Source organism: Streptomyces sp. 4F14, assembly GCF_048159485.1.
GTDB lineage: Bacteria > Actinomycetota > Actinomycetes > Streptomycetales > Streptomycetaceae > Streptomyces.
Window position 1 is genome coordinate 409,845 of the sequence record NZ_JBLRVY010000005.1, and the last position, 23,716, is coordinate 433,560.

Here is a 23,716-nt window from a genome sequence, read left to right on the forward strand (position 1 = left end):
AGTTGACTCGCCGCCGTACGGGTGAAGATCCCCCACCCCCGGGAGCCGAGCCGTCAGGCTGCCGGGCATGATCATCACCTCCCTGCGGCGGCGAGCCGCTGCCGCCGCCCTCTGCCTGACCGCCGTCCTCGCGACGACGACCGCGACCCCCGCCACGGCCGCACCCGCGCCCAAGGACTGCTCCGTCCAGTACGACGACCCGATCAAGGCCGCCGTCGAGCGTGTCGACGTCTCCCGGATCACCCCCGCGCCGGTCTGGCGCAAGACCTGCGGCACCCTCTACCGCGCCGACGGCCGGGGCCCCGAGATCGTCTTCAACGAGGGCTTCAAGCCCAAGGACGTCAACGGCCAGTACGACATCGAGAAGTACGTCCTGGTCAACCAGCCCTCCCCGTACGTCTCCACGACCTACGACCACGACCTGTACAAGACGTGGTGGAAGTCCGGCTGGAACTACTACATCGACGCCCCGGGCGGCGTCGACGTCAACAAGACCATCGGCGACACCCACAAGTGGGCCGACCAGGTCGAGGTGGCCTTCCCCGGCGGGATCGACCGCAAGTACGTCATCGGCGTCTGTCCGGTGAACAAGAACACCAAGGTCGAGATCATGAGCGGCTGCCAGAGCAACCCGCACTTCGAGGCATGGCACGGAGTCATCCAGCGCTGAGCATCAACAGCTCCGACCCCACCGGCAGATAGCCTGCCGCCAGGAACGCCCGCTGACTGCGGGCGTTCCCCGGCGCCACCTGCGCCCACACCGGCTCCCCGGCCAAGTACCGTGCCGCGTCCACGAGTTGCCGCCCGATCCCCCGGCCGCGCACGGACTCGTCGACCTCCACGGACACTTCGAGCCGTCTGCCGATCCCGCGTCCCAGGACCAGGACACCGCCGTCCGCCCGCCAGACCCGTACGTCGTCCCGCCGCTTGCGCGCGTACGCCACCCGCGGGTGCCCGGCGTCCGTGATCTCCCGCAGCGGCAACGGGAGTTCACCCTCGCGCGGCTGGGCCACCAGCATCGCGTCGACCGTCTCGGCCGTGCGGCCCGTGTGTTCCAACAGGGCGGTGAGGAAGGCGGGGTGGGTCGGCGCCGAGTACATGTCGCAGTCGACGCGCCGGAGTTGTGCGTACACCCAGTCCGGGTCCTCGTCGAGGAACACGACCGCGTGCGCCGTGAAGTTGAGGACGCCCGCGTCGCGCCGCGACATCTGGGGGACGACCGTCGTCCGGCCGTCCGGCGGTGGGAAGACGCCCCGCGCCGCGCCGTCGAGAATGTCCCGCAAGGTCTCCACCGGAGGTCCTCTCTCGCACCGCTTGAGTCTCCACCCACTGGAAGGCCCAGACTCCGACACATGATCGACCACGGTACGGGGCTGTTCACCATCGGCGAGCTGGCCCGCTCCAGCGGACTGTCCGTCCGCACCGTCCGCTACTGGTCCGACGAGGGCGTCCTCGACCCCGTCGGCCGCTCGGCGGGCGGCTACCGGCTGTACGACGCCGAGGGCGCCGCACGGCTGGAGCTGATCCGCACCCTGCGCGAACTCGGGCTCGGGCTCGACGCGGTGCGGGAGGTGCTGGCGGGGGAGCGGACCGTCGCGGAGGTGGCCGCGACGCACGTCGCCGCCATCGACGTACAGATCAGGTCGCTGAAGGTCGTCCGGGCCGTGTTGTCGAGCGTCGCACGACGGGGTTCCACGACGGAGGAGATGAAGCTCATGCACAGGCTGGCGAAGTTGTCCGCGGTCGAACGGCAGCGGATCATGGAGGAGTTCGTGGCGGAGACGCTGCACGGGCTCCCTGAGGTCGACCCGGACGTCCAGGAGCGGATCCGGCGGACGGCCGTCGAGCTGTCCGACGATCCGACGCCCGAACAGGTGGACGCCTGGGTGGAGTTGGCGGAGATGCTGCAGGACCCGGCGTTCCGGGCGCAGATGCGGCGGGCGGTGGAGTTCAACGCGGCGGACCGGACGGCGAGTTCACCGCCGGGTGAGACGGTGTGGTTCGCCAGACAGCTCGTCGAGCGGGTCGCGCCGCTGCGGGAGCGGGGGGTCGCGCCGGACTCGGCGGAGGCGCGCGAGGCGCTGCGGGAGCTGTTCGGCGACGGTGACCTCTCCGGCGTACTGGAGCGGATGACGGCCGGGTTCGACGAGCGGCTCGCGCGCTACCGGGAGCTGATCGCGGTGATCAACCGGCAGGCCGCGCCACCGCACGCCGAGGACTTCGCGTGGGTGGTCGCCGCACTGCGCGTCGCCGCGGGCGGTTAGTCTGACCTGCGTCAGCAGGACAGCAAGCAGTGGATAAGGGGCGGATCGGTGGCCAGCATCGAAGAAGCGCGCAAGGAATTCGACCGGATCGACACGGACGGTGACGGCGAGATCACCGCGGCCGAGTTCAAGACCGCCCTCGCGCAGGGTGGCGACTGGAACGTCACCGAGGCCGTCGCCGAGTCCATCATCAAGAGCCGGGACCTCGACGGGGACAAGAAGCTGTCGTTCGACGAGTTCTGGGCGCACCTGAGCAAGTAGCGCGTTTTCGAGGGGCGCCGCCTTGAGGGGCGCCCGGCTCAGTGTGTCGGCCGCTGGATGCGTACGCTCCAGCGGCCGTCGTCGTGCCGGTCCAGGGCCAGGGGCAGGTCGAAGCACTTGCCGACCAGGCCGGCGGTGAGGACCTCGGGCGCCGGGCCCTGCGCGAGGGTGCGGCCGTCGCGCAGGAGCAGGGCGTGCGTGGTGTGCGGCGGGAGTTCTTCGAGGTGGTGGGTGACCAACACGGTCGCCAGGTCGGGGTGGTCCTCGCCGAGGGTGCCCAGCGCGCCGATCAGCCGCTCCCGGCCGGGCAGGTCGAGGCCGGTCGCCGGTTCGTCGAGCAGCAGCAGGCGGGGGCTCGGCATCAGGGCGCGGGCGATCAGCGTACGGCCGCGCTGGCCCTGTGAAAGCGTGGGCCAGCGGGCGTCCTTGAGCGGGCCGAGGCCCAGGGTGTCCATCAACTCCTCCGCCCTGTCGCGCTGTTCGGGGGTCGGCCGCCAACGCGGGAGCGGGGCCACCGAGTTGGTGACGCCGGTGAGGACCACCTCCCGGGTGGTCAGCGGGTCGTGCAGGGGGTGCCGGGGGTCCACATGTCCGACGTACGACCTCAAGTCCCGTACGTCCACCCGGCCCAGGCGGTTTCCGAGGACGTCCACCGTGCCGTGCGTCGGGTGCACGCGGGCGCCCAGCAGGCCCAACAGCGTCGACTTTCCCGCCCCGTTGGCGCCGAGGAGCGCCCAGTGCTCGCCGGCGCGGACCTGGAGGGTGACCTCCTGGAGGATCGGGCGGCCGTCTCGTACGACGTGGGTGTTCTCGGCGTGCAGGACTAGGGCGGCGCGGGGGTCGTGGGTGTCGAGGGGGTCGGGCATGGCCGGTACGCTAGTCACTCCTCAGGTCCTCAGACAAGTTGCCGGAGTCGATCATGCCGCTGGGCCCCGTCCGTCCCAGTCCCCTCGTCGAGCAGGCGACCGAGCGGCTGCGGGCGCAGATCGTCGCCGGGGAGTGGGCGGTGGGTGCGCGGCTGCCGGGGGAGACGACCCTCGCCGCCGAGCTGGGGGTGGGGCGGTCCACCGTCCGGGAGGCGCTGCGCGGGCTCGCGGGGGAGGGGTTCGTGCGGGCGCGGCAGGGGGCCGGGGTGTTCGTCGTGTCGGCCGAGCCGGTGGGGGAGGAGTGGCCGGCCCGGCTGCGGAAGGCCGCGGTGCGGGATGTGTACGAGGTGCGGATGGCCGTCGAGACGCATGCGGCGCGGCTCGCCGCGGAGCGCCGTACGGAGGCCGACCTGACCGCGATCGAGGCGGCGCTCGCGGGGCGGCGGGCGGCTGCCGCCGAGGGGGACCGGGCGCTCGTCGAGGCGGACATCGCGTTTCACGCGGCGGTGGTGGGGGCGGCGCACAATCCGGTGCTGGCGGGGTTGTTCGCGGATTTCGTGCCGGTGCTGCGGGAGGGGTTGGTGGAGCTGCTGGCGTTGACGCGGATGCGGGAGGGGGATCCGGGGGCGCGGGACGGGGCGCATGAGGCGTTGGTGCGGGCTGTGCGGGAGGGGGACGGGGCGGGGGCGGCGGAGGTGGTGCGGGGGGAGCTGGAGGATCCGTTCGGGGTGGCTCCGGGGTAGGGGGGGGTGTTACGGCGGGTGGGGGTGGTCGGGGTGGGGGTGCTACGCCGGGTGGGGGTGGTCGAGGTGGGGGGTGTTACGCCGGGTGGGGGTGCTTGGAGCTGGGCTTCTTCGGGGTGGGGTGATACCGAGGGGCTATGTGGAGCAGAGCCGGAATAGGGGGCGGGGGGATGCGGTTGGCCCTGGTGTATGCATGTGCATCCATCTGGAGGGTCTCTCATGAAGATCGGCATCATCGGGGCGGGCAACATCGGCGGCAACCTCACGCGGCGGCTCACCGCGCTGGGGCACGAGGTGTTCGTCGCGAACTCCCGGGGTCCGCAGACGCTGGGCGAGCTGGCCGCCGAGACCGGCGCGACGCCGGTCGCCGTCGGGGACGCGGCGAAGGGCGCCGAGATCGTCGTCGTGACCATTCCGCTCAAGGCGATTCCCGGGCTGGCCGACGACGTCCTCGCGGGGGTGGCCGAGGGGGCGGTCGTCGTCGACACCAACAACTACTACCCGCGTGAGCGGGACGGGCGGATCGGCGAGATCGAGGACGGCGGGATCACCGAGAGCCGGTGGGTCGCCAACCACCTCGGGCACGACGTGGTGAAGGTGTTCAACGGGACCTACGCGCAGGACATCCTGGACCGGCACCGCCCGGCGGGCGACGCCGAGCGCATCGCCGTACCCGTCGCCGGCGACGACCCGGCCGCCAAGGCCAAGGTGCGGGCGCTGGTCGAGGAGCTCGGGTTCGACACGGTGGACTCCGGGACGATCGACGAGTCGTGGCGCCAGCAGCCGGATACGCCGGTGTACGGGCTGCGGGGGGATGTGGACGCGGTGACGAAGGCGCTGGCGGAGGCTTCGCGGGAGCGGCCGGAGGCGTTTCGGGGATAGCGCGGAGGTGGTGCGGGGGTAGGGCGGAGGCGTTGCCGGGACAGCGGGGACTACCCGGGTACCCCTCAGGGGTGAGCTGTCGTTCCGGGGAAGGGCGGCTCGTGCCGCGTGGGGACTACCCGGGTACGCCTCAAGGGTGACCCGCCCCTCCCGGCGCGGTCGCCCCGTGCCCCGCGCGTACTACCCGTGTACCCCTCAAGGCTGATCCGGCCCCCGGGGTCCGCCCCCTCCGGGCCCTGCCTGCCGAGAGGCTGTTCCGGGCGGTCGTATCCGGCCATACTGGGCGTCCTCCGGCGGGGAAGGGGCGGCTCCGTGGCGGCCAGTGGTGACCTTTTCGAACCGAACCCCTCCCCGGTCGCCGGGCGCGGCGCCGAACTCGGGGTGCTACGGGAGGCATGGCGGCGGACCTTGAGGCTGCGGCCGACGGTCGTGGTCGTCGAAGGGGCGCCGGGGATCGGGAAGTCGGCGCTGGTCGCCGCGTTCCTGCGGGAGGCCGCGCCGCCGCTCGTCGCCCGCTCGTACGGGGACGAGGCGTGGGAGCGCCGGCCCTGGGAGGTGCTCCGGCAGGTCGTCCAGGGCCTCCCGGGCGCGCGGGGCGGCGAGTTGACGGAGGAGGCCGATCCCGCGCTCGTCGCCCGCGCCCTCGCGGAGGATCTCGCGCGGGTGGGGCCGGTGGTCGTCGTGGTCGACGACGCGCACTGGGGTGACCGGGCGTCCATGACCGCACTGCGGCTCGCCGCGAGGTCGCTGCGCACCGAACCCGTACTGCTCGTGCTGGCGCACGTCCCGATCGACGCGGCGGTGACACGGGGCCGGTCGTGGGGGCGTGCGCAGGAGGGCCTGCACGAGGGGTGGCGGCGGCTGATCGAGTCGGGCGAGGGGGACGTCGTACGGCTGACAGGGCTCCCCGCGGACGCGCTGCTGCGGCTCGCACCCGCCTGGGGACAGCCCCGTCTCTCCCCCGCCGGGGCGGCCCACCTGCACGAACTGACCGGCGGAAACCCCCTGCACGCAAGGCAGTTGCTGCAACAGGTCGCCCCGCACACCCTTGCGTACGGCCAGGGCCCACTGCCCGCGCACCGGTCGATGCCGCTGACCCTCATCTCCCGGTTGGGTTCCTGCGCCCCGGCGACACGGGATCTCGTGGCGGCCGGGGCGGTACTGGGCCGGAGGTTCCTGCTGGCGCAGGCACGGGAGTTGGCGGGGCTGGGGGTGGGTGGCGGCGACCCTGCCACCGACGTGGGCGAGGCGCTCGACGAGGCCGTGCGGGCAGGGCTGTTGGTGGAAGTGCCCGGCACCGGAGGGCGTGCCCTCGCGTTCCCCAACGGGGTGATCGGGGACTACGTCTACAGCGACATGAGCCCGGGCCGGCGCCGCCGACTGTACCGTGCCGCCGCCGGGTTCGGGGGCCCGGACGCGCTGTGGCACCGGATCGCCGCGGACGAGGGCCGGAACGAGGACGTCGCCCTCGCCGCCGAGCAGGAGGCACGCCGCCAACTGTCCCTCGGCAACCTCAGGTTGGCCGCGGTGTACGCCGGGCACGCCCTCGAACTGACCCCGCCGGGCCCGCATGTCCGCGCCCGCCTCCTCACGGCCGTCGAGACACTCCTCGTGAGCGGCGACGCGTCCACCGCGCGGCGGTACGAGGGGCAGTTGGGGTCGCTGGCGCCGGAGCCGTGGGTGGACTACGTGAACGGCTACCTGGTGCTGCTGGGCGGACGGATCGCGCAGGCGCGGGCGTTGTTCTTACGGGCGTTGGAGGTGGTCCGGGCGGAAGGCTCGCCGGGGAGGCCAACTCCCTTGGACGGAAGGCGGCTTCAGGGCAAGGAGGCTCTCGTGGACGCCGCACCTCTCGCCGATGCCATGGACGCCGCGCCTCCGAAAGACCCGACGGCCACCGCCCCCGCCGACCTCGAAGCCCGCATCGCCACCCAGCTGGCCATCATCGGCGTCGTCCAACTCGACTACCAGGACATGGTGTTCTACGGCGAGGCGGCGGTCGCCGCCACCACGCGGGAGCCCTGGGTGCGGGCGTTCGCCTGGTTCGCGAAGACCGTCGGGACCGCCCTCGCGGGCGACGCGGCAAGGGCGCTCGGGGAGTTGGGTGCGGTGCACCTGCCGGGGGCGCCGGCCGGGCTGGACGGTCTGGTGGCGCGCGGCATGATCCGGCTGTGGACGGACGACCTGGACGGCGCGCACGCGGATCTCGGCAGCGCGGTGGAACGGGCCACGCGCGGCGAGGCGTTGCGGATCGGGCAGGGCCTCGGGTTCCTCGGGGAGGCCGAGTACCGCAGGGGGAACCTCGCCGAGGCGGTCCGGCTGACGGCGTCGGCGATCGGGGACGCGGCGGAGAACGGGCGCGTCTGGGACTACCCCCTGTTGCACGCTCTGGCCTGCTATCCCCTTGCCGCGCAGGGCAGTTGGGAGGAGGCGGCCCGGCATGCGCGGGAGGCCACGGACTGGTCCCAGCTCCTCGCCAGCCCGATGAGTTTCGCGTTCGCGGCGGGCGCCCGCGCGGCCATCGCCCAGGCCGCCGAGGACCATCCCGGTTTCCTGGCCGCCGCCGAGGCGATCGAGGCGCACTACTCGTCCCGGGAGCCCGGCGCCCACCTCTTCGGCCCGGTGCGGGCGGACGCCCTCTCCCGGCTGGGCCGCACGCAGGAAGCCGCCCTGGAACTCGCCGAGTTCGTCGCCCGGACCCGCTGCGTGGACCGCGTCTCCGCCCACCTCGCCGTGGCCCGCGTCCGCGCCCAGATCCACGAGGCCGAGGGCGAACCGGCCGCCGCCCTCGCGTCCTGCGAGGAGGCCCTCACCCTGGCGAAGGAGGCGGGCCTGCCCCTGGAGGGCGCCCGCGTGCGCCTCCTGATGGCCCGTCAATCAGCGGCACTGGGCCGAGGGCTGGCGGCGGAGTCGGCGTTACGGGAAGCCCTGCACACCTTCACCGAATCCGGGGCTCACGCCTACGAGGCCCAGACCCGGCGCCTCGCCGACGAGTTGGGCCTGCGCCTGACCGGCCCCGTCTCCGCGCTCGCCGCCCTCACCCCGCGCGAGCGCGAAGCCGTACGCCTCATGCGCGCCGGCCTGTCCAACCAGGGCATCGCACGCCGCCTCGGTGTCGCCGGGAAGACCGTGGAGACCCATCTCCAGCACGCCTACGACAAGTTGCACCTGAACCGGGACCAACTCAAGGCGCTGAGACTGGACGACGACTGACCGTCCCGGGGGCGGCTCCCCGGTTTCTCGGGGGTCACTCCCGACGCGCCCCCCGAACTCCCTTCCTACCGTGGCAAGTCGGCCCCCCACGGCGAACGGAGCCCGACGTGCTGATCCTCATCGAACTGCGCAGGTCGCCCGAGGGCCACCTGGAGGGGACGGTGAAGTCCGGCCCCGAGGACCGGGGGCACCCCTTCCACGGCGTCGTCTCGCTGGTCTCCGCCCTGGAGGCCCACCTCGACGACACCCGGTTCTCGGGAGGTCCGGACGCAGAACCAGGGGGCGACCCCTGAGGACACCGCGCGGGCCCGCCCGTACGTTGTGAGGGCGGACCCGGGGAGCCGGATGCGGGGCCCGCGCACAGGGGAAAGGGCGCGAGCGGCGCCCGGGGCCGGCCGGCGGGGAGCCGTGGGAACACGGCATCAGGGGACCCCGTCCGGTCGGCCCGCGCACGACGAACGGTCACGACAGGTCCACGGCGCACCAAGAACGGTCATCGGCGCACGGACCGGGCGGACCGGTGCGAGAACAGTCCCCACAGGACCATCGACGGCGCACCACGGGGGCGTGCACATGGACACCGAACTGACGACACTCGCGGCGAGCGCCGCGAACGCGCTCGTGGGCGCCCTCACCACGGAGACCTGGGAACGCGCCCGCGCCCTCCTCGCCCGCCTGCGCCGCACCCCCGACACCGACCGCCTGCCCCTCGAACTCGACCGCGACCGGGCCCTGTTGCTCGCCGAACCGGCGGACCGGCGGACGCGCGACGACCTCACGGCGGCCTGGCGGCTCAGGTTCAGAAGACTGATCGAGGACGACCCGGACGCCGCCCGCGCCCTCCTCGACCTGGTCGCCGAACTCGCCCCGCACGCCGCCCCGCAGCCGGGCCCCGTCTTCAACGCCGAGTCCCACGACCGCTCCCGCATCTACCAGGCCACCGGCGACATGAACTTCGGCCAGGCACCCAAGCCATGAAGGACCGTCAGGAAAAGGTCGCCCTCACCCTCACCGCGTGGGCGTCCGGCGACAGCCTCGTCCTCCAGGCCGGCGGCGACATCTCCGTCCACCACTACGGCGACGGCACGACCGCCTACGACGACACCCTGTCCGCCGTGGACGAGTGCCCCTACCCCGGACTGAAGGCGTTCGACCGGGAGTCGGCGCGCTGGTTCTTCGGACGGGTCGGCCTGGTCGCCGAGTTGGGGCGGACCCTCGCGACATGCCTGGACGAGGGGACACCCGCGGCGGTCGTCGCACCCTCGGGCGCGGGCAAGTCCTCGCTCCTGCGGGCGGGCCTGCTCCACGAGCTGGCGAAGGGCAGGATGCTGCCGGGCGCCCAGTACTGGCCCCAGCTCCTGCTGAAACCGACCGAGGACCCCGTCGGACAGCTCGCGGAAGCCTGCGCCCGCCTGACCGGCACCGAACCCGCCGCCGTACACGCCGCGTTGGACAACGGCCCCGCCACGTTCCGCGAGTTGCTGCGCACCAGCCTCCAACTGCCGCCCGGCAGAAGGGTCGTCATCGTCGTCGACCAGCTGGAGGAGCTCTTCACCCAGTGCCACGACGAATCCGCCCGCACTCGCTTCGTCGACGCCCTCGCCGCCCTCACCCCCCTCGCCCTGGTCGTCTACGGCCTGCGTGCCGACCGCTACGGCGACTGCGCCCCCTACCCGCACCTGCGGGCCGCCCTGCGCAACGACGTGATCGTCGGCGCGATGACCGACGACGAGGTCCGCGCGGCGATCGAGGGCCCCGTCAGCAGGGTGGACGGCCTCTCGATCGACCCCCAGCTCGCCGACGTCATCGTCCGCGACCTGCGCACGGGCGCCGCCCAGCGCGACGCCTACCCGCCCGGCCGCCTGCCGTTCCTCTCCCAGGCCCTGCACTCCACCTGGCAGCAGCGCACCGGCGACCGCCTCACCCTCGCCGCGTACCGGACGGCGGGCGGCATCGACAACGCCGTCAACACGGCGGCCGAGAAGGTGTACGAGAACCTGACGGAGAGCCAGAAACCGGTGGCACGCGCTCTGTTCACCGGACTGGTCCGGGTCGACGAACGCGGCGCGACCACCTTCCGCCGCCGCACCCGCCGCGAACTCCTCCAGGAGGCCCGTGACCCGGCCCAAGTCCCGCCCGTCGTCGACGCGTTCACCGAGGCCCGCCTCCTCACCCAGGACGGCACCCGGCTCGGCGAGACCGTCGAGATCACCCACGAGGCGCTGCTGAGAGGCTGGAAGAAACTCGACGAGTGGATCGCGCCCCGCGACCGGGACAGCCTCGTCCGCCAGGAGGTCTGGGAGGCCGCCGCCCGCTGGTCGGCGGGCGAACGCCCCGACAAGGACGCCCTGTTCAGAGGGGACCGGCTGCGCCGCGCCCGGTCCTGGGCGGCCGTCGCCGACCCCGCCGACGTCACCCCGCTCGCCGCCGCGTTCCTGCACGCCTCCGGCGCCCAGGAACGCCGGGCCCGCCGACTGCGCCGGGGCGCCGTCGCCGTCGTCTCCGTCCTCGCCCTCATCGCCTCCGCCCTCGCCGTCTACGCCCTCGACCGCCGCCGCGAGGCCGTCGAACAGCGCGACGAGGCGATCTTCAACCGGGTCACCGCCGAGGCCGACCGGCTGCGCGCCACGGACAGCGCGCTCGCCGCCCAACTCGACCTCGCCGCCTACGACATGAGGCCCACCGAAAGCCTCCGCACCCGCCTGCTCGCCGAGTCCGCCGCGATCCTCCCGCAGACCCTGCCCGGCCGGTACGGCCTCGTCCACACGGTCGCCTTCGGCCCCGGCGGACACCTCATGACAGCCGCCTCCGTCCCCACCGACAGCCTCGGCCGGCTGCGCCTGTGGAACGTCCCCCGCACCACCACGCCCACCCCGCTCACCACCGAGATCCGCACGGGCACCAAGGCCGGCGGCATCCAGCCCGTCGTCCACGACAAGCGCAACAACCTGATGATCTGGGGCAGTTCGGACGGGCTGATCCGCGTCCTCGACGTCTCCGACCCGGCCCGCCCACAGCCCCTCTCCGCACCCGTACGGCTCTCCCAGGGCACGGTCAACGCCCTCGCGCTCAGCGCCGACGGCCGCACCCTCGCCGCCGGCCTCACCACCACGAGCCTGGCGAAGCCCGGCGCCCCCGCCGCCCAGACCGGCGAGGTCGAGCTGTGGAGCCTCGCCGACCCGCGCACCCCGCGCCGCCTCAGCCGCGCCCTGAGCACCCAGGGCCAGGGCGTCGTCTCCGTCGCCCTCAGCCCCGACGGCAGGGTCCTCGCGGCCGGCGGCGGCACCGCCCAAGGAGGCCAGGGCGCCGTCCTGTTGAAGCTCTGGGACACCTCCGACCCGGCCCGCCCGAAACCGCTGCCCGACCCGAAGGGCGGCCACGCCTCCGTCATCAACCAGCTCGCGTTCAGCCCCGACGGGCACACCCTCGCCACCGCCTCCAGCGACTACCGCGTCCTGCTCTGGAACCTCACGGACCCCCGCCGCCCCACCCCCGCCAACCAGCTCATGCTCAACTCGGCGGCGGACTCGGTCGCGTTCAGCCCCGACGGCAGGCTCCTCGCCACCGGTGACACATCGGGCGGCGTCAATGTCTGGAACGTCCGCGCACCGGAGCGCGCCCGCGCCATCACCCCCACGCTGCGCGGCCATTCGGGCATGGTCGGCACCCTCGCCTTCGGCCCCGACAGCCGGACGGTCGTCAGCGGCGGCTCCGACGGGCTCATCCGCCTGTGGCGCCTCCCGAAGGCACTGATCATCGGCGACGAGGTGCTGGCCCTCGCCGCGAGCCCCGACGGACGCCGTATCGCCGTCTCCACGGCCAACCACGTCACCCTGTGGGACGTCTCCGCGCCCGACAGGCTCGTACGCCTCGGCGAACTCCCGGCCCACACCGGCTCGGTGAACGCGCTCGCCTTCCGCCCCGGCCCCCAACAGATCCTGGCCACCGGGGAGTTCACCGGCACGGTCCGGCTGTGGGACGTCGCCTCACCGACGCGTCCGGCCGCCCTCGGACCGGCCCTGACCGGCAGCGGCGACCCGGTGTCGGCCCTCGCGTTCTCCGGCGACGGCACCACCCTCACCGCCGGATACCTGGAGGTCCGCAACCGGTACACGGGCGGCCTGCGCGCCTGGAACACCACGGACCCCGGCCACGCCAAGGCACTTGGCGGCAACATCGGCGGAATCGCCATGCCCGTACGGGCGTTGGCGGCCGACTCCGCAGGCGGCAAGATGTACTCGGGGGACATGATCGGCCTCCTGCGGTCCTGGAAGGCCGGCCGGGGCGCCGCACCCGCGATGACCGGGTACGCGCTCAGCCCGCAGCTCATCTTCGCGCTCGCCCTCAGCCGGGACGGCCGCCTCCTCGCAACCGGGGGCGGAGACAGCCGACTTCAGCTGTGGAACGTCTCCGGCACCGGCGCCCCGCGCAAGACCGGCGCCCCCCTCACGGCCGGGGCCGGCCTCAACTCCACCGCCTTCTCACCCGACGGCCACCTCCTCGCCAGCGGCGACATGGGCGGCGAGATCCGCCTCTGGAACACCGCCGACCCCGGCCGCCCCGCCCTCTACGGCGCCCCCGTCCCCGGCCATGTCGGCCCCGTCTCCGGCCTGCGCTTCCTCCCCCACGGCGCGCTCGTCAGCACCGGCAACGACGGCACCGTACGCCTCTGGCAGACCGACGTCCCCCGCGCGCGGGCACAGATCTGCGCCGTGACGCGCTCGGCCCTGACGAAGGAGACGTGGCGCGAACACGTCTCGGCGGACCTGCCGTACGAACCGCCGTGCGGCTGACGGGCGTTGCGCTTACCGGTCAGCGCCGCCACAGGGACACGGTCCCGTCCGGGCCCGCCGTCGCGACCAGGCGGGAGTCCGAGCTGAACGCGACGGCCCTGGCCGGGAGCCGGACCGGGTTGCCCAGATGGCGCGGGCGGTCCGGGTGGGTGACGTCCCACAGGCGTACGACGTCGTCCCTGCCGATCACCGCGAGGAGCCCGGCGTCCGCGCTGAACGCGAGGGCGCGGGGCAGTCGCGCGCCGGTGTTCAACTGGCGTCCCCTCGGGGTCGGTTCGTAGTTGCGGGTCAGGTCCCAGAGCTGGACGTTGCCCAAGTCGTCCGCGAGAGCGAGGGTGTTGCCGTCCGGCGAGAACCGCGCGGCATGCGTGGCCTGCGCGAAACTCGCCGTCGTCACGAAGTCCCCACGGGCGGACCCGTTCGTCGCGGCCTCCTGGAGCACGGTCAGGGTCCGCGAGCGGCGTACGACGATGTCGAGGCTCTCCGTCCGCTTGCGCAGGGCCTTCACTCCCTTTACCGGGGGCGCGAGTTGGAGCCAGGAGAGGATCTCGGACCCCTGCATCCAGGTGAGGAGCCGCTCGTCGGACGCGGCGAAGACCGTACGCCCGTCGGCGTCGATCCCCAGGGCCGACACCGGCCCCGTCTCCGGCACCCGCGAGCGGTACAACAGCCTCGGGCGCGCGGTGTCCGACACGTCCCACGTCTCGACGCCGTCCTCCCCGATCGCGAGCAACTGCCGAGGGTCCAGGGAGCAGAAGGTCATGTCCCCGACCCCCGACCCGAGTTGCAGCTTGCCGAGCGCCGACCACCGCTCCTGCGCGGCGTCTCGGCCCGGCGCCGGCCTGTCGATCCACGGCGTCGGCAGCACGCCCTGCGCGGCGGCTGTGGTCAGGCAGGTCAGGACGAGCGCGAAGGTGGTGAGGAGACCGGGCACCCAGTGGGGGCTGGGCCGGGAGACCGGAGGGAGGCGGGGAGGGGCCGGCCGCGCGCCGAGCGCGAAGGCGAGCCGGTCGTGAAGTCGGCGGGGTGCGGGGCGGGTCGACCGTCGGCGCCCATTCCGCCGTGCAGGTCCGCCGCCAGCGCCCGCGTCCACCTCCTCAACGCGTGTCAACGCGGCCGTCTCGTCGGTGAGATACCCCGCTGCCCCGAGCCCCGGACCCGCGAACCGTCGCAGCGCGACGGCTACCGGCATCACCGGCCGGTCGGCCCTGCTGTGCCACGGCCACCGCCGCTTCCGGCACGGGCCGACCGGTCGCATGGACGCGGAAGGATTCAGCGCTCCCGCGACACCGCTTCCCTGTAACCCCCAGAGCGCGGCTTGCAAGCGTCTCTGATTGGCTTAGTGATCCCTGGTGTTGATCAGGGATGCGAGCCGATCGCCTGCGTGCCCTGGTGCTGGACGACGGAACCGCCAGCCCTCGTGGCACGTCCCTCCGGACGCTGATCGGTGAGGTGTTGCGACCTCGCCGAGGAGGGTGCCCGACGTCGCCTGGGCGCCGAGCGGGTAAGCGGTACGTTGCCACGGGATCACTATGTTTCGCCAATTCGATCAGAAAGCTTGCCACGACACGACGGTAGCGGAGTGTGTGCAAGTCATGTCACACAGTGGGTGAAGTGCCATCTTCTGCCTCCCTGCCGCAGGTCAGGAACTTGTGGATACGATTTCGGCAACGGCGAGTTGGGGAGACCTGCGTGTCAGTGTTGATAGGGATGGCGACCGCGGCTGTCAGCACGGTCGCCTCGGGTGCCTTGTCCGGCGCGGGCGGCGAAGCGGGGCGCCGGATCTCCGAGCGGCTCTACGGCCTGCTGAACCGCGTCCGCCCCGGGGAGACCGCCACTTTGCCGGTCACCGAGGACCAATGCGCCGACGCGGTCCGGGACTTGGCCGAACTCTCCCGCAGATCAGGCGAGTTGGCCGAGGAAGTGAGCGCGTGGCTGCGGGAGGCGACCCTGTTCGCACAGCGGATGACGCCAACTGCCCTGGCCCGACCCCGGATGCTGCCGCCGTCGACCTCCGTGTTCACGGACCGCGAGGACGTCGTGGAGTGGATCGAAGCGCTAACCGGCGAAGGCGAGGGTCCGTTCGTAGGGGTGCTCACCGGCCCCGGCGGCATCGGCAAGACCGCCGTGGCCGTCCGGGGCGGCGGTCGGCTGCGTGAACTCTTCCCCGACGGCGACCTGTTCGTCGATCTCGCCGGAGACTCCGCCGCCACCGCCCTCACCCCCTCCGATGTCCTCGCCCGCTTCCTCGAAGCCCTCGGCGTGGCACCCGACCGCGTCCCCGGCGACGAGGCCCGTCAACGCGACCTCTACCGCACCCTCACCGCCGACCGCAGCCTCCTCGTCGTCCTCGACAACGCGCACGACGACGCCCAGGTCATGCCCCTGATCCCCGCATCGCCCACGTCGTTGACCCTCGTCACGAGCCGCCACCGGCTCCCCCGCCTCACCGCCCACTACGGCGCCCGCCCGCGCGCCGTCGGCCCCCTCTCGACCGAGGACGCCATGGACCTCCTCGTGCGTACGGTGGGAAGAGCCGCCCCGGACACGGCAGTTCGAGCCGTCGCCGAGGGCACCGGCGGCTACCCGCTCGCGGTGTGCACGACCGGGGCGGGACTCGCACAGCGCGAACACCTGAGCTGGGAGAGGGTGGCCCAAGACCTACGACGGGAGGAAGCCACACCGATGGCCGACAGCCCCGTACGCCTCGCCTACGACGTCTCCTACCGCGAACTCCCGTCCGGCACCGCCGCGTTCTACCGCGCACTCGGTGCCGGAGCGTGGCCGACGATCACCCTCCAGATCGCCACCGCTGCCGCCGGGGTCCCCGAGGACACGGCACGTGAAGAGCTCGAACACCTCGCCCGCGTCAGCCTGTTGACGGAGGTCGAGGAGGAGCGGTACCGCTTCCACGACGCGGCCCGCGCCCACGCACGGGAGTTGGCCCACGCCGAGGGCGGCCTCGGGCGAACCGCCGCCGCCGTACGGCGCGTTGCCGTCGCGGTGCTCAAGTCGACCGCGAGCGCGGATCACCGGGTGATGCCGCTGCGGTGGCGGCTCGGCCCCGCCTATCGCGGGTTCAGTGCTCGATCGGCCGACGCCAAGCAGGCGTTGGAGGAGTTGAGCCGCGAGCGGGAGAACATCGCCGCCGTGATCCGGGCCGCCGCGCACCACGGATTCGACGAGCTCGTCTGGCAGTTGTGCGAGGCGACCTGGAGTCTGCACCTGCGGCTCGGGTTCCACGCGCAGTGGATCGACACGCACCTGCTCGGTGTCGAGGCCGCACAGCGGCAGGCGGAGGAGTTCGGGGATCGCCGCGCGGTGGGACGCATGCGGGTCCAACTCGCCTTCGCCTACATGGGAGTCGGGCGGGCCGACGACGCCGCGCGGGAGCTTGCCGACGCCGTCGCCGCCGACCGGTCCTGCGGCCACCACCGTGGCGAGGCCAGCGCGGTCGAGACCGCCGGACTGCTCCGACTCCGGTTGTGGAAGTGGCGCGAGGCCGCCCAGTGTTTCCAGGAGGCACGGGCCATCTGGGCGCGTGTCGCCGACGGGGACGACGGCTTCCAGGACAAGGAACGTGCCATCGCCCTTCTCGACCTCCACACCGGCCGGGCCGAGACCGGCGCGGGCGATTTCTCCAGCGCCCTCACCCGGCTCAACGGCGCGCTCGTGGGCTTCCGTTCGCTCGGTGAATCTGGTGACCGCCACAACGAAGGGCGCGTCTACACCTGCCTCGGCGAGCTGCACCGCAACGCCGGAGACCTCGAACAGGCCCTCGTCTGCCTCGACAAGGCCGTCCGGATCATGGCCACCGAGGGGGCCTGGCCGCAGCACGCCGACGCGGTCGAACTGCGGGCTGACGTGCACCGGAGGGCCGGGCGGGACACCGAGGAAGCCGCCGATCTGGAGATCGCCGCCGAGTGGTACGAGCAAAACGGGGATCTGGCCGGCGCGGGACGGGTCCGGGAGCGGCTGGCCGAACTGTCCGGGTGAGACGTCGGGGCTCGGGCGATGTACCCCCGAAGGATGACTACCGGAGGGGGTACTTCAGGGGTAGCTCCTGAGGCTGACCCGGTGCGCCTCCGTCCCCGTCCACACCGTCAACTCGTCCGGCATCCGACCAGGCTGTTCCTCGTCGGCCAGCCACGCGTACAACCCCGACGCGTACGCCGCCGGGTCACACAGATCCACCCGGCCGTCCGGCCCAGGCGCCGCCGTCAGCCGTACGACCCGTCCGTCCCGCGTCCCCACGACACACCGGCCCGGTCCGTCCACGTACACCGCCATACCGCAGTAGGGGTAGCGCGCGAGTGTCTCCGCCGTCCACGACGCGGGCGGGCCGAGGCGGGGGTCGTCCTCGGGGGCACGGCGTACGACGACATCGGCGAGCGTGAGGCGGCCGGTCTCCCGGGTCTCCTCGTCGACGACCGTGTGCGCCGCGTCGGACTCGACGTGCGGGTCGGGGGCGTCGCCGGAGACGGCGTGCCGGGTGACCTCGACCGACGGCGGGGCGGTGTCCTTGCGGCGCGTGAACACGCGGACCGGGGCGGTGAGTTGGGCCGGGGTGTACGGGGGAAGGGGCAGGGGGTCGAGGAGGGGCGGGTGGGTCTCCGGTTCAGGGAGGTCCAACAGGCCGTAGAACAGGCGCCGTAGGAGCGCTGCCGACTCGCCCGGCGTCGAACTCGTCTGCTCCGCAAGCTCCTTGTAGTGGGCCGGGTCGTGTGTGGTGATCGCGCGGTCGATCTGTGCGCGGAGGCTGCCGTGCCGGGTCAGGTGAGGGGCCGTGCGGCCGAGGGCCGCGACCGGGGAGTCCGGGGCCAAGTCCTGCTGAGGGAAAGCGCCGAGGAGGACGGGGACACCGATGGCCGCCGCGTAGTACGTGACGCTGGAGTGGTCGCCCAGCACGCAGTCCGCCGCGATCAGGGCCTGCCGCCAGCCTTCGAGGGGGTCGACCGTCTCCAGGCCGGCCCTGCGCGCGGCGTCCAGCCAGGCCCGTACCTGGCCCGGGCCGTGACCGTGCCAGATGTTGGGGTGCAGGACCGCCACGGCACGGTACTCGTCCGCCGGGAGGTCCGCCGGGAGGCGGGACAGGAGCCAGGGGAGGAGATCGTCACCGTTCCGTGTGTCGCCGCCGAACAACGACCTCGGCGCCCAGGTCGAGCTGACGACGATCAGCTTCTGCCCCGGCGCGACTCCCAACGCCCGTCGGAATCGGTCACGTTGAGGGAGCGCGGCGAGGATCCGGTCGTAACAGGGATCCCCAGCGAGAACCGCCGTGGGCGCCGCCTCCGGGACCGACTCCCGCAGCCTGGCGAGCTGTTCGGGATGGGACAGGACGGTCGCGGCGGCGAGGGGAGTGCCGTCCGGGCGGAGCAGCCAGTCGGGGGAGAGCCCGAACACGGGCGCCTCGCCGGGTATTTCGGACGTTGAGGCGTTGAGGTGTTGAGGCGTGGCCAACCTCTTGTTGTATCCGACCCCGTGTGACAATACGACCAACTCCGCCCGTATCTCCCCCAGTTCACCTCCATAGCTGGCCGAGACGGCGAGGTCGAACTCCGTCTCCTTGGCCTGCTCCCAAGGCACCACCGGCACCCCCACCCCCGCCAGCAACTCCGGAACCCCGGCGAGAAACGGCGACGACCCCGTACACGTCGCGAACAACTGCACCCGCACATCGCTGTGGAACAGCGGCAGCACATCCAACAACCGTGTCGCGGAGGTGACGTTGTGGACGACGAACAGCACACTCCGGCACCCGGTCCGCGTCACCCACCGCTCCGAGTCCTCCCCGACGGGCACCCGCAACCGCCCCGCCCCGCCGCCCAGCAACCGCCCCGCCCCCTAGCCACTCGCCCGCCACCCGCCGTTCAGCGGGAGATCATCCGATGCTATCGGGCGAGGCCCGGAGCCCAGCCGTCAGGCGGGGTTCTCGACCGTGCGGGCCAGGATGCCGAGGGTCGCGCGCAGGGCGGACTCCTGGAGGATGGGGAAGACGCCGGCGGCACGGTAGCGGTCGTGGATCATACTCCAGTCGTAGTACGAGGTGACGTGCGTGCCAGTGGGCGTAGCTCTCAGGAGGTACCCGTACCGGTGGTCGATGTCCGGCTTGAAGCCCGGGGAGGTGGGGGTCCACTCGATCAGCGTGTCCTGGTCGTACGCGGTGATGACCACGGTCACGTCGTACCGCCCCATCGGCCGGTCGTTGAGGGCCTCGCGGTCCATGTGTACGACGAAGGAGTCACCGGTCTTGGACACGCGCTCGCCGTCGGCGGACTGGAGCATGCCGGAGCTGTCGATGGACACATGGCCGCGCGGGTCGGTGAGGACGGCGAAGATGCGGGCCGGGGGCGCGGCTATCTCGCGGGTCACCTCGAAGCGCTCGTCGGACATGGTCTCCCTCGTTTCTGTAAGCGGTTGCTGCGGGGGCTCTCGTGGGGCCGCTGGATCTTGAGGTCCCCGGAATCCTATGCCCCGGCCCGCTCCAGGCTCGCGACGGTCTCCCGGACCGTCGGATGCCGGTAGAGCTCCCGCAGCCGGACGGACGGAAGCCCCTGTTCCCGCAGGGCAGCGGTGATGCGTACGGCGAACAGGGAGTTCCCGCCGAGTTCGAAGAAGTCGTCGTCGGGTCCGACGGGCGTGCCGAGGACGTCGCTCCAGATCCGGGTGAGGCGGGCGGCGAGATCGTCGGCAAGCGGTTGCTGCCGGGGCGGCGCGGGCGGGGCCGTGGCGAGCCGCGCCGCGTCCAGCTTCCCGTTCGCCGTCAACGGCAGCGCGTCCAGGACGGTGACCGTCGCCGGCACCATGTGCTCGGGCAGCAGCTCGGCCGCCCGCGCGCGTACGCCGCCCGCGTCCCCGCCGTCCAGGACGACGTACGCGTCGATCCGCGCCCCGGCCGCGTCGCCCTCCCGGTGGACGACGACGGCGGCCGTCCGTACGGCGGGATCCTCCAGCAGCACGTTGCGGATCTCGTCCAACTCGATCCGGAAACCCCGGATCTTGACCTGGCTGTCGATCCGCCCGAGGTGGTCGAGCCGCCCGTCGGGCCGCAGCCGCCCCAGGTCCCCGCTGCGGTACAGCGTGCCGGCGGCGTACGGGTCGGGCACGAACCGCCGTGCGGTCAGCTCGACTTGGCCGAGATACCCGAGCGCGACCCCGGCCCCGCCCACCCAGATCTCCCCGGCCACCCCGGGCGGCAGCAACTCCCCGTCGGGGCCGGTGACATACAGATGCCACCCGGGCAACGCCCGCCCCACGGACCGCGTTCCGGCGAGCGCCGCACCCCGCGTGAGGGTCTGCTCGGTGACATGGACGGTGGTCTCGGTGATCCCGTACATGTTGACCAGCCGGCACGCGGGATGCCGGTCGAGCCACGGCAACACGCCCCGTGCATCGAGGGGTTCACCCCCGAACACCACCAACCGCACCTCCACGGCGGCGTGTTCGAGGCCCGTTAGCTGTCCGAAGGCGGACGGGGTCTGGCTGAGCACGCTGACCTTCTCGGACACCAGCAGATCGCGGAAGGCGTCCGGCTCCCGGGACACGAAGTACGGCACCACGACCAGCCGCCCCCCGGTCAGCAGACACCCCCAGATCTCCCAGACGGAGAAGTCGAAGGCGGCGGAGTGGAACCACGTCCACACGTCCCGCGAACCCAGCCCGTACTCCTCGCGCGTCGCGTCGACGAGGGCGAGCACGTTCCGGTGCGGCACGACGACCCCCTTGGGCCGCCCGGTGGACCCCGACGTGTAGACGACGTACGCGGGACCGTCCCCCGGCACTGGCAACTCGCCCCCCTCGCCGACGAGTTCATCGGGCGAGACCGCGTCGGAGAACCCCGCCGACCGCGTCACCATCACCCGCACCCCGGCATCCCGGGCCGTGTACGCGATCCGCTCCGCCGGATACGCCGGGTCCACCGGCACATACGCCGCCCCGGCCTTCAACACGGCGAGCAGGACGACGACCAGCTCGGCGGTACGGTCGAGACACACCCCCACCCGGTCGCCGGGGACCACACCACGCCGGACCAGACCCCGCGCAAACTCGGCTGCCCGCGCGTCGAGTTCCCCGTACGTCAGATGCTCCGCGCCGTCCGTCACGGCCACCCGGTCCGGTGCCCGCCCGGCGATCCGCGCGAACGCCTCCACCATGCTCACGTCTCCCGGACCCGGCGCCACCGCCCGCCCCGAACGCCCGAGCGCCACGACCCGCTCCCGCTCACCGGCGTCCAGCAACTCCACATCGTCGAGCGGAACTTCGGCGAGAACCTGGCGATGGACATGTGCGAGATGCCGTACGAACTGGGCGGCGATGTCCCCCGAGAAGTGGCTCCCGAGGTGATCGCACCGCAGCCGGAGCCCCTGGTCGTCCCGCACGACCGACACCGTCAACGGGAACGGCGGTGCGAGGCACGGGACGTACTCCCCGGCCCGCTCGACGTCGCTGAAGAGGAGCCCGGCGAGGACGGGGCCGGTCGCGGGAACGGGCTTCGCGTCACGCAGGACGTAGGCGCCGTGATCTGTTCCGAGGAGCGCGTCCTGCGAGCCGTAGCGCGCGAGCGTCGCTCCGAGAGCCGTCAACCAGCTGGTCTCGTCGCCGAGTTCAGCTACGGACAAGGTGTACGGGGTGCCCGGAGTGCCGTCGGGGAGACCCCACGAGGGTGGGGGCGCGCTCTCCGCCGTCCCGACTCGATCCTCATCCTCACGCGGCCCGACGACGATCAGATCGCTGCCGCCGTCCGCGTACCGCAACAGCACCCTCCGCACCCCCTCCGAGGCCCGCGCCAGCTCAACCGCCCGACGCCGAACGGCGATCGGATGACCGGCGGGCACGTGCACCTCCTCGACCCAGACGTCCGGTCCGGCGGCGGACGGCGACGGGATCCGCAGGGCATGGCAGCGCGCGGCAAGGGACGACACGGGGCAACTCCTCGGTGTTCTGGGGGTGTTCAGCGGGCGCTGAAGCCGCCGTCGACGGTCAGTACGGACCCGGTGACCTGCCGGGAATCGTCGGACGCGAGGAACACGACCGCCCCGGCCACGTCCTCCGGCTCGATCAGCGCGTTCATCGGCTGCGCCTGGACGAACGTCCGCTCGTGCTCGTGCACCGGCACCTCCAGCGCCCGCGCGATCTCGGCCAACATCCGCCCCTCGGCGCGGGGTTCGTCCCGGACGGACCCCGGGCAGACGGCGTTCACCCGCACCTTCGTCGGCGCGTAGTCCAGCGCGGCCGCCTTGGTCAGCCCGATCACCGCGTGCTTGGCGGCGACGTACCCGGCGAAGTGCCGGTACCCCACCAGCCCCGCCGTGGACGACACGTTGACGATGCTCCCCGACCGGCGGGCACTCATCGCCCGGCCCACCTCCCGGACCACCCGCCAGGCACCGGACAGGTCGACGTCGATCATCAGCGCCCACTCGTCCTCGTCGATCTCGTGCACCGGCTTCCCCGAAGGCGCCGCGATCCCCGCGTTGTTGACGGCCACGTCGATGCGCCCGAACCGCCCCTCGGCGATCCGCACCCCCTCGCGTACGGCGAGCAGGTCCCGGATGTCGGCCTCGACCGTCACCACCGCCGACCCCGCCTCGCGGCACAGGTCGGCCGTGTGCTCCAACTGCCCCCGCGTGCCCAGTGGATACGGAACCCCGGGCAGGTCCGCGCAGATGTCCAGCAGAGCCAGATCGGCCCCCTCGGCGGCACAGGCCACCGCGATCACCCGACCCAGACCCCGGGCCGCCCCGGTGACGAGGACCGACTTGCCGTCGAGACGCATACGGAAACTCCCTGACTACGAAACGGACTTGAGCCGGTCGGTGATCGCGCGCAGCAACTCCGGCCCCGACTCGGTGAGATACATGTGTCCGCCGGGCACCTCGACATGGTCGAAGTCACGGCTGGTCGCCTTGGACCAGGAGGCCGCCTCGTCGCGGCTCACCAACTCGTCGTCCACGCCCCGGAACACGGTGATCGGCGCGTCCAGCGGAAGGCTCGTGCTGCGGACGTAGTTCTCGTGCATCTCGACGTCCGCCCGCAGCGTCGGCAGCAGCAGCTCCCGCATCTCCGGGTCCTCCAGCGCGGGATGCCGGTACCCGGCGAACTCCCCGACGCGGTCCAGGAATTCGTCGTCGGACAGCCCGGTCGCCCGGCGCTCCCGCCCGAGATCGGGTTCCGGGGAACCGCTCACGAAGAGGTGCGCGACCTCCACGCCGGGCAGTGCGACGAGCCGGTGGGCGAGTTCGTAGGCGAGGACGGCCCCGAGACTGTGCCCGAAGAGCGCGAACCGGCCACCGTCCAGGTCCAGTTGGTCGAGGAGACCGGCCACGGCCTCGTGCACGTCCCGGTACGGCTCGTCGTCGATCAACCGCTCGCGGCCCGGCAGTTGCGGCGCGAGAATCTCCAACTCGCCGCCGGTCCAGGGGCGGTAGAAGGAGGCTCCGGCACCGGCGTAGGGCAGACAGATCAGCTTGGTCACGGTCACTGTCCCATCGCGTCGATCAGGCTCTGCGGGCGCATGTCGGTCCAGTGCTCCTCGACGTACTCCAGGCACGACGTCCGGCTCGCCCGGCCGTGCACGACCGTCCACCCGGCCGGCACCTCGGCGAACGCGGGCCAAAGGGAGTGCTGGTTCTCGTCGTTCACCAGGACGAAGTGCTCGATCGAGTCGTCGTCGAAGGGGTTGGTGGTCATCTCTG

General features: G+C 72.6%; 19 protein-coding genes. 10 read left to right on the plus strand and 9 right to left on the minus strand.

The window, feature by feature from the left end:
- Positions 1-67: 67 nt before the first annotated feature.
- Entirely contained in the window at positions 68-670 is a 603-nt protein-coding gene (locus ACLZOT_RS11195; RefSeq protein WP_416968638.1) for an ADP-ribosyltransferase, read from the plus strand.
- On the opposite strand, the gene ACLZOT_RS11200 is transcribed toward ACLZOT_RS11195, so the two are convergent.
- The gene (locus ACLZOT_RS11200) at positions 657-1,292 is read right to left on the minus strand and encodes a GNAT family N-acetyltransferase (protein ID WP_416968639.1); all 636 of its coding nucleotides are present in this window, start codon (positions 1,290-1,292) and stop codon (positions 657-659) included. The genes ACLZOT_RS11195 and ACLZOT_RS11200 overlap by 14 nt on opposite strands.
- A 60-nt stretch (positions 1,293-1,352) precedes the next feature.
- Here ACLZOT_RS11200 and ACLZOT_RS11205 point away from each other — a divergent pair, with 60 nt between their 5' ends.
- Positions 1,353-2,264, plus strand: a complete 912-nt coding sequence (locus tag ACLZOT_RS11205) for a MerR family transcriptional regulator (RefSeq protein ID WP_416968640.1) — start codon at positions 1,353-1,355, stop codon at positions 2,262-2,264.
- 48 nt (positions 2,265-2,312) lie between these two features.
- Positions 2,313-2,525 carry an EF-hand domain-containing protein gene (locus tag ACLZOT_RS11210; protein ID WP_055723894.1) on the plus strand — a complete coding sequence of 71 codons (213 nt, stop codon included), beginning with the start codon at positions 2,313-2,315 and terminating at the stop codon, positions 2,523-2,525.
- A gap of 38 nt (positions 2,526-2,563) precedes the next feature.
- On the opposite strand, the gene ACLZOT_RS11215 is transcribed toward ACLZOT_RS11210, so the two are convergent.
- Entirely contained in the window at positions 2,564-3,391 is an 828-nt protein-coding gene (locus ACLZOT_RS11215) for an ABC transporter ATP-binding protein (protein WP_416968641.1), read from the minus strand.
- 53 nt (positions 3,392-3,444) lie between these two features.
- On the opposite strand from ACLZOT_RS11215, the gene ACLZOT_RS11220 reads away from it, so the two are divergent.
- From ACLZOT_RS11220 to ACLZOT_RS11245, 6 genes are all read left to right on the plus strand, one after another.
- Positions 3,445-4,134, plus strand: a complete 690-nt coding sequence (locus ACLZOT_RS11220) for a FadR/GntR family transcriptional regulator (RefSeq protein ID WP_416968642.1) — start codon at positions 3,445-3,447, stop codon at positions 4,132-4,134.
- Positions 4,135-4,353: 219 nt separating this feature from the next.
- Positions 4,354-5,016, plus strand: coding sequence for an NADPH-dependent F420 reductase (locus ACLZOT_RS11225; RefSeq protein WP_416968643.1), 663 nt, complete (start codon positions 4,354-4,356; stop codon positions 5,014-5,016).
- A gap of 312 nt (positions 5,017-5,328) precedes the next feature.
- Entirely contained in the window at positions 5,329-8,229 is a 2,901-nt protein-coding gene (locus tag ACLZOT_RS11230; RefSeq protein WP_416968644.1) for an AAA family ATPase, read from the plus strand.
- 107 nt (positions 8,230-8,336) lie between these two features.
- Complete coding sequence (locus ACLZOT_RS11235; RefSeq protein ID WP_416968645.1) at positions 8,337-8,522, plus strand: hypothetical protein; 186 nt, start codon at positions 8,337-8,339, stop codon at positions 8,520-8,522.
- A 280-nt stretch (positions 8,523-8,802) separates the two neighbouring features.
- Entirely contained in the window at positions 8,803-9,207 is a 405-nt protein-coding gene (locus tag ACLZOT_RS11240) for a hypothetical protein (protein ID WP_416968646.1), read from the plus strand.
- Entirely contained in the window at positions 9,204-13,022 is a 3,819-nt protein-coding gene (locus tag ACLZOT_RS11245; protein ID WP_416968647.1) for a hypothetical protein, read from the plus strand. The genes ACLZOT_RS11240 and ACLZOT_RS11245 overlap by 4 nt, the downstream gene beginning before the upstream one ends.
- Positions 13,023-13,041: 19 nt before the next feature.
- Here the strand turns inward: ACLZOT_RS11245 and ACLZOT_RS11250 are convergent, their stop codons facing one another.
- Positions 13,042-13,956, minus strand: coding sequence for a WD40 repeat domain-containing protein (locus ACLZOT_RS11250; RefSeq protein WP_416968648.1), 915 nt, complete (start codon positions 13,954-13,956; stop codon positions 13,042-13,044).
- 758 nt (positions 13,957-14,714) lie between these two features.
- On the opposite strand from ACLZOT_RS11250, the gene ACLZOT_RS11255 reads away from it, so the two are divergent.
- On the plus strand, positions 14,715-17,018 hold the full coding sequence (locus ACLZOT_RS11255) for an NB-ARC domain-containing protein (protein ID WP_416968649.1): 2,304 nt from the start codon (positions 14,715-14,717) through the stop codon (positions 17,016-17,018).
- A gap of 54 nt (positions 17,019-17,072) precedes the next feature.
- Here ACLZOT_RS11255 and ACLZOT_RS11260 read toward each other — a convergent pair whose 3' ends face one another.
- The 6 genes from ACLZOT_RS11260 to ACLZOT_RS11285 all read right to left on the minus strand — a co-directional run bounded on the left by ACLZOT_RS11260 (position 17,073) and on the right by ACLZOT_RS11285 (position 23,711).
- Positions 17,073-18,794 carry a hypothetical protein gene (locus ACLZOT_RS11260; RefSeq protein WP_416968650.1) on the minus strand — a complete coding sequence of 574 codons (1,722 nt, stop codon included), beginning with the start codon at positions 18,792-18,794 and terminating at the stop codon, positions 17,073-17,075.
- A gap of 147 nt (positions 18,795-18,941) precedes the next feature.
- Positions 18,942-19,415: an SRPBCC family protein gene (locus tag ACLZOT_RS11265; RefSeq protein WP_416968651.1), complete on the minus strand. Its 474-nt coding sequence runs from the start codon at positions 19,413-19,415 to the stop codon at positions 18,942-18,944.
- Between the two features lie 74 nt (positions 19,416-19,489).
- On the minus strand, positions 19,490-21,175 hold the full coding sequence (locus tag ACLZOT_RS11270) for a non-ribosomal peptide synthetase (protein ID WP_416968685.1): 1,686 nt from the start codon (positions 21,173-21,175) through the stop codon (positions 19,490-19,492).
- A 797-nt stretch (positions 21,176-21,972) separates the two neighbouring features.
- Positions 21,973-22,797 carry an SDR family oxidoreductase gene (locus ACLZOT_RS11275; protein WP_416968652.1) on the minus strand — a complete coding sequence of 275 codons (825 nt, stop codon included), beginning with the start codon at positions 22,795-22,797 and terminating at the stop codon, positions 21,973-21,975.
- A gap of 15 nt (positions 22,798-22,812) precedes the next feature.
- The gene (locus ACLZOT_RS11280; protein WP_416968653.1) at positions 22,813-23,502 is read right to left on the minus strand and encodes a thioesterase II family protein; all 690 of its coding nucleotides are present in this window, start codon (positions 23,500-23,502) and stop codon (positions 22,813-22,815) included.
- Complete coding sequence (locus tag ACLZOT_RS11285; protein WP_050369211.1) at positions 23,499-23,711, minus strand: MbtH family protein; 213 nt, start codon at positions 23,709-23,711, stop codon at positions 23,499-23,501. The genes ACLZOT_RS11280 and ACLZOT_RS11285 overlap by 4 nt, the downstream gene beginning before the upstream one ends.
- Between the last annotated feature and the right edge of the window lie 5 nt (positions 23,712-23,716).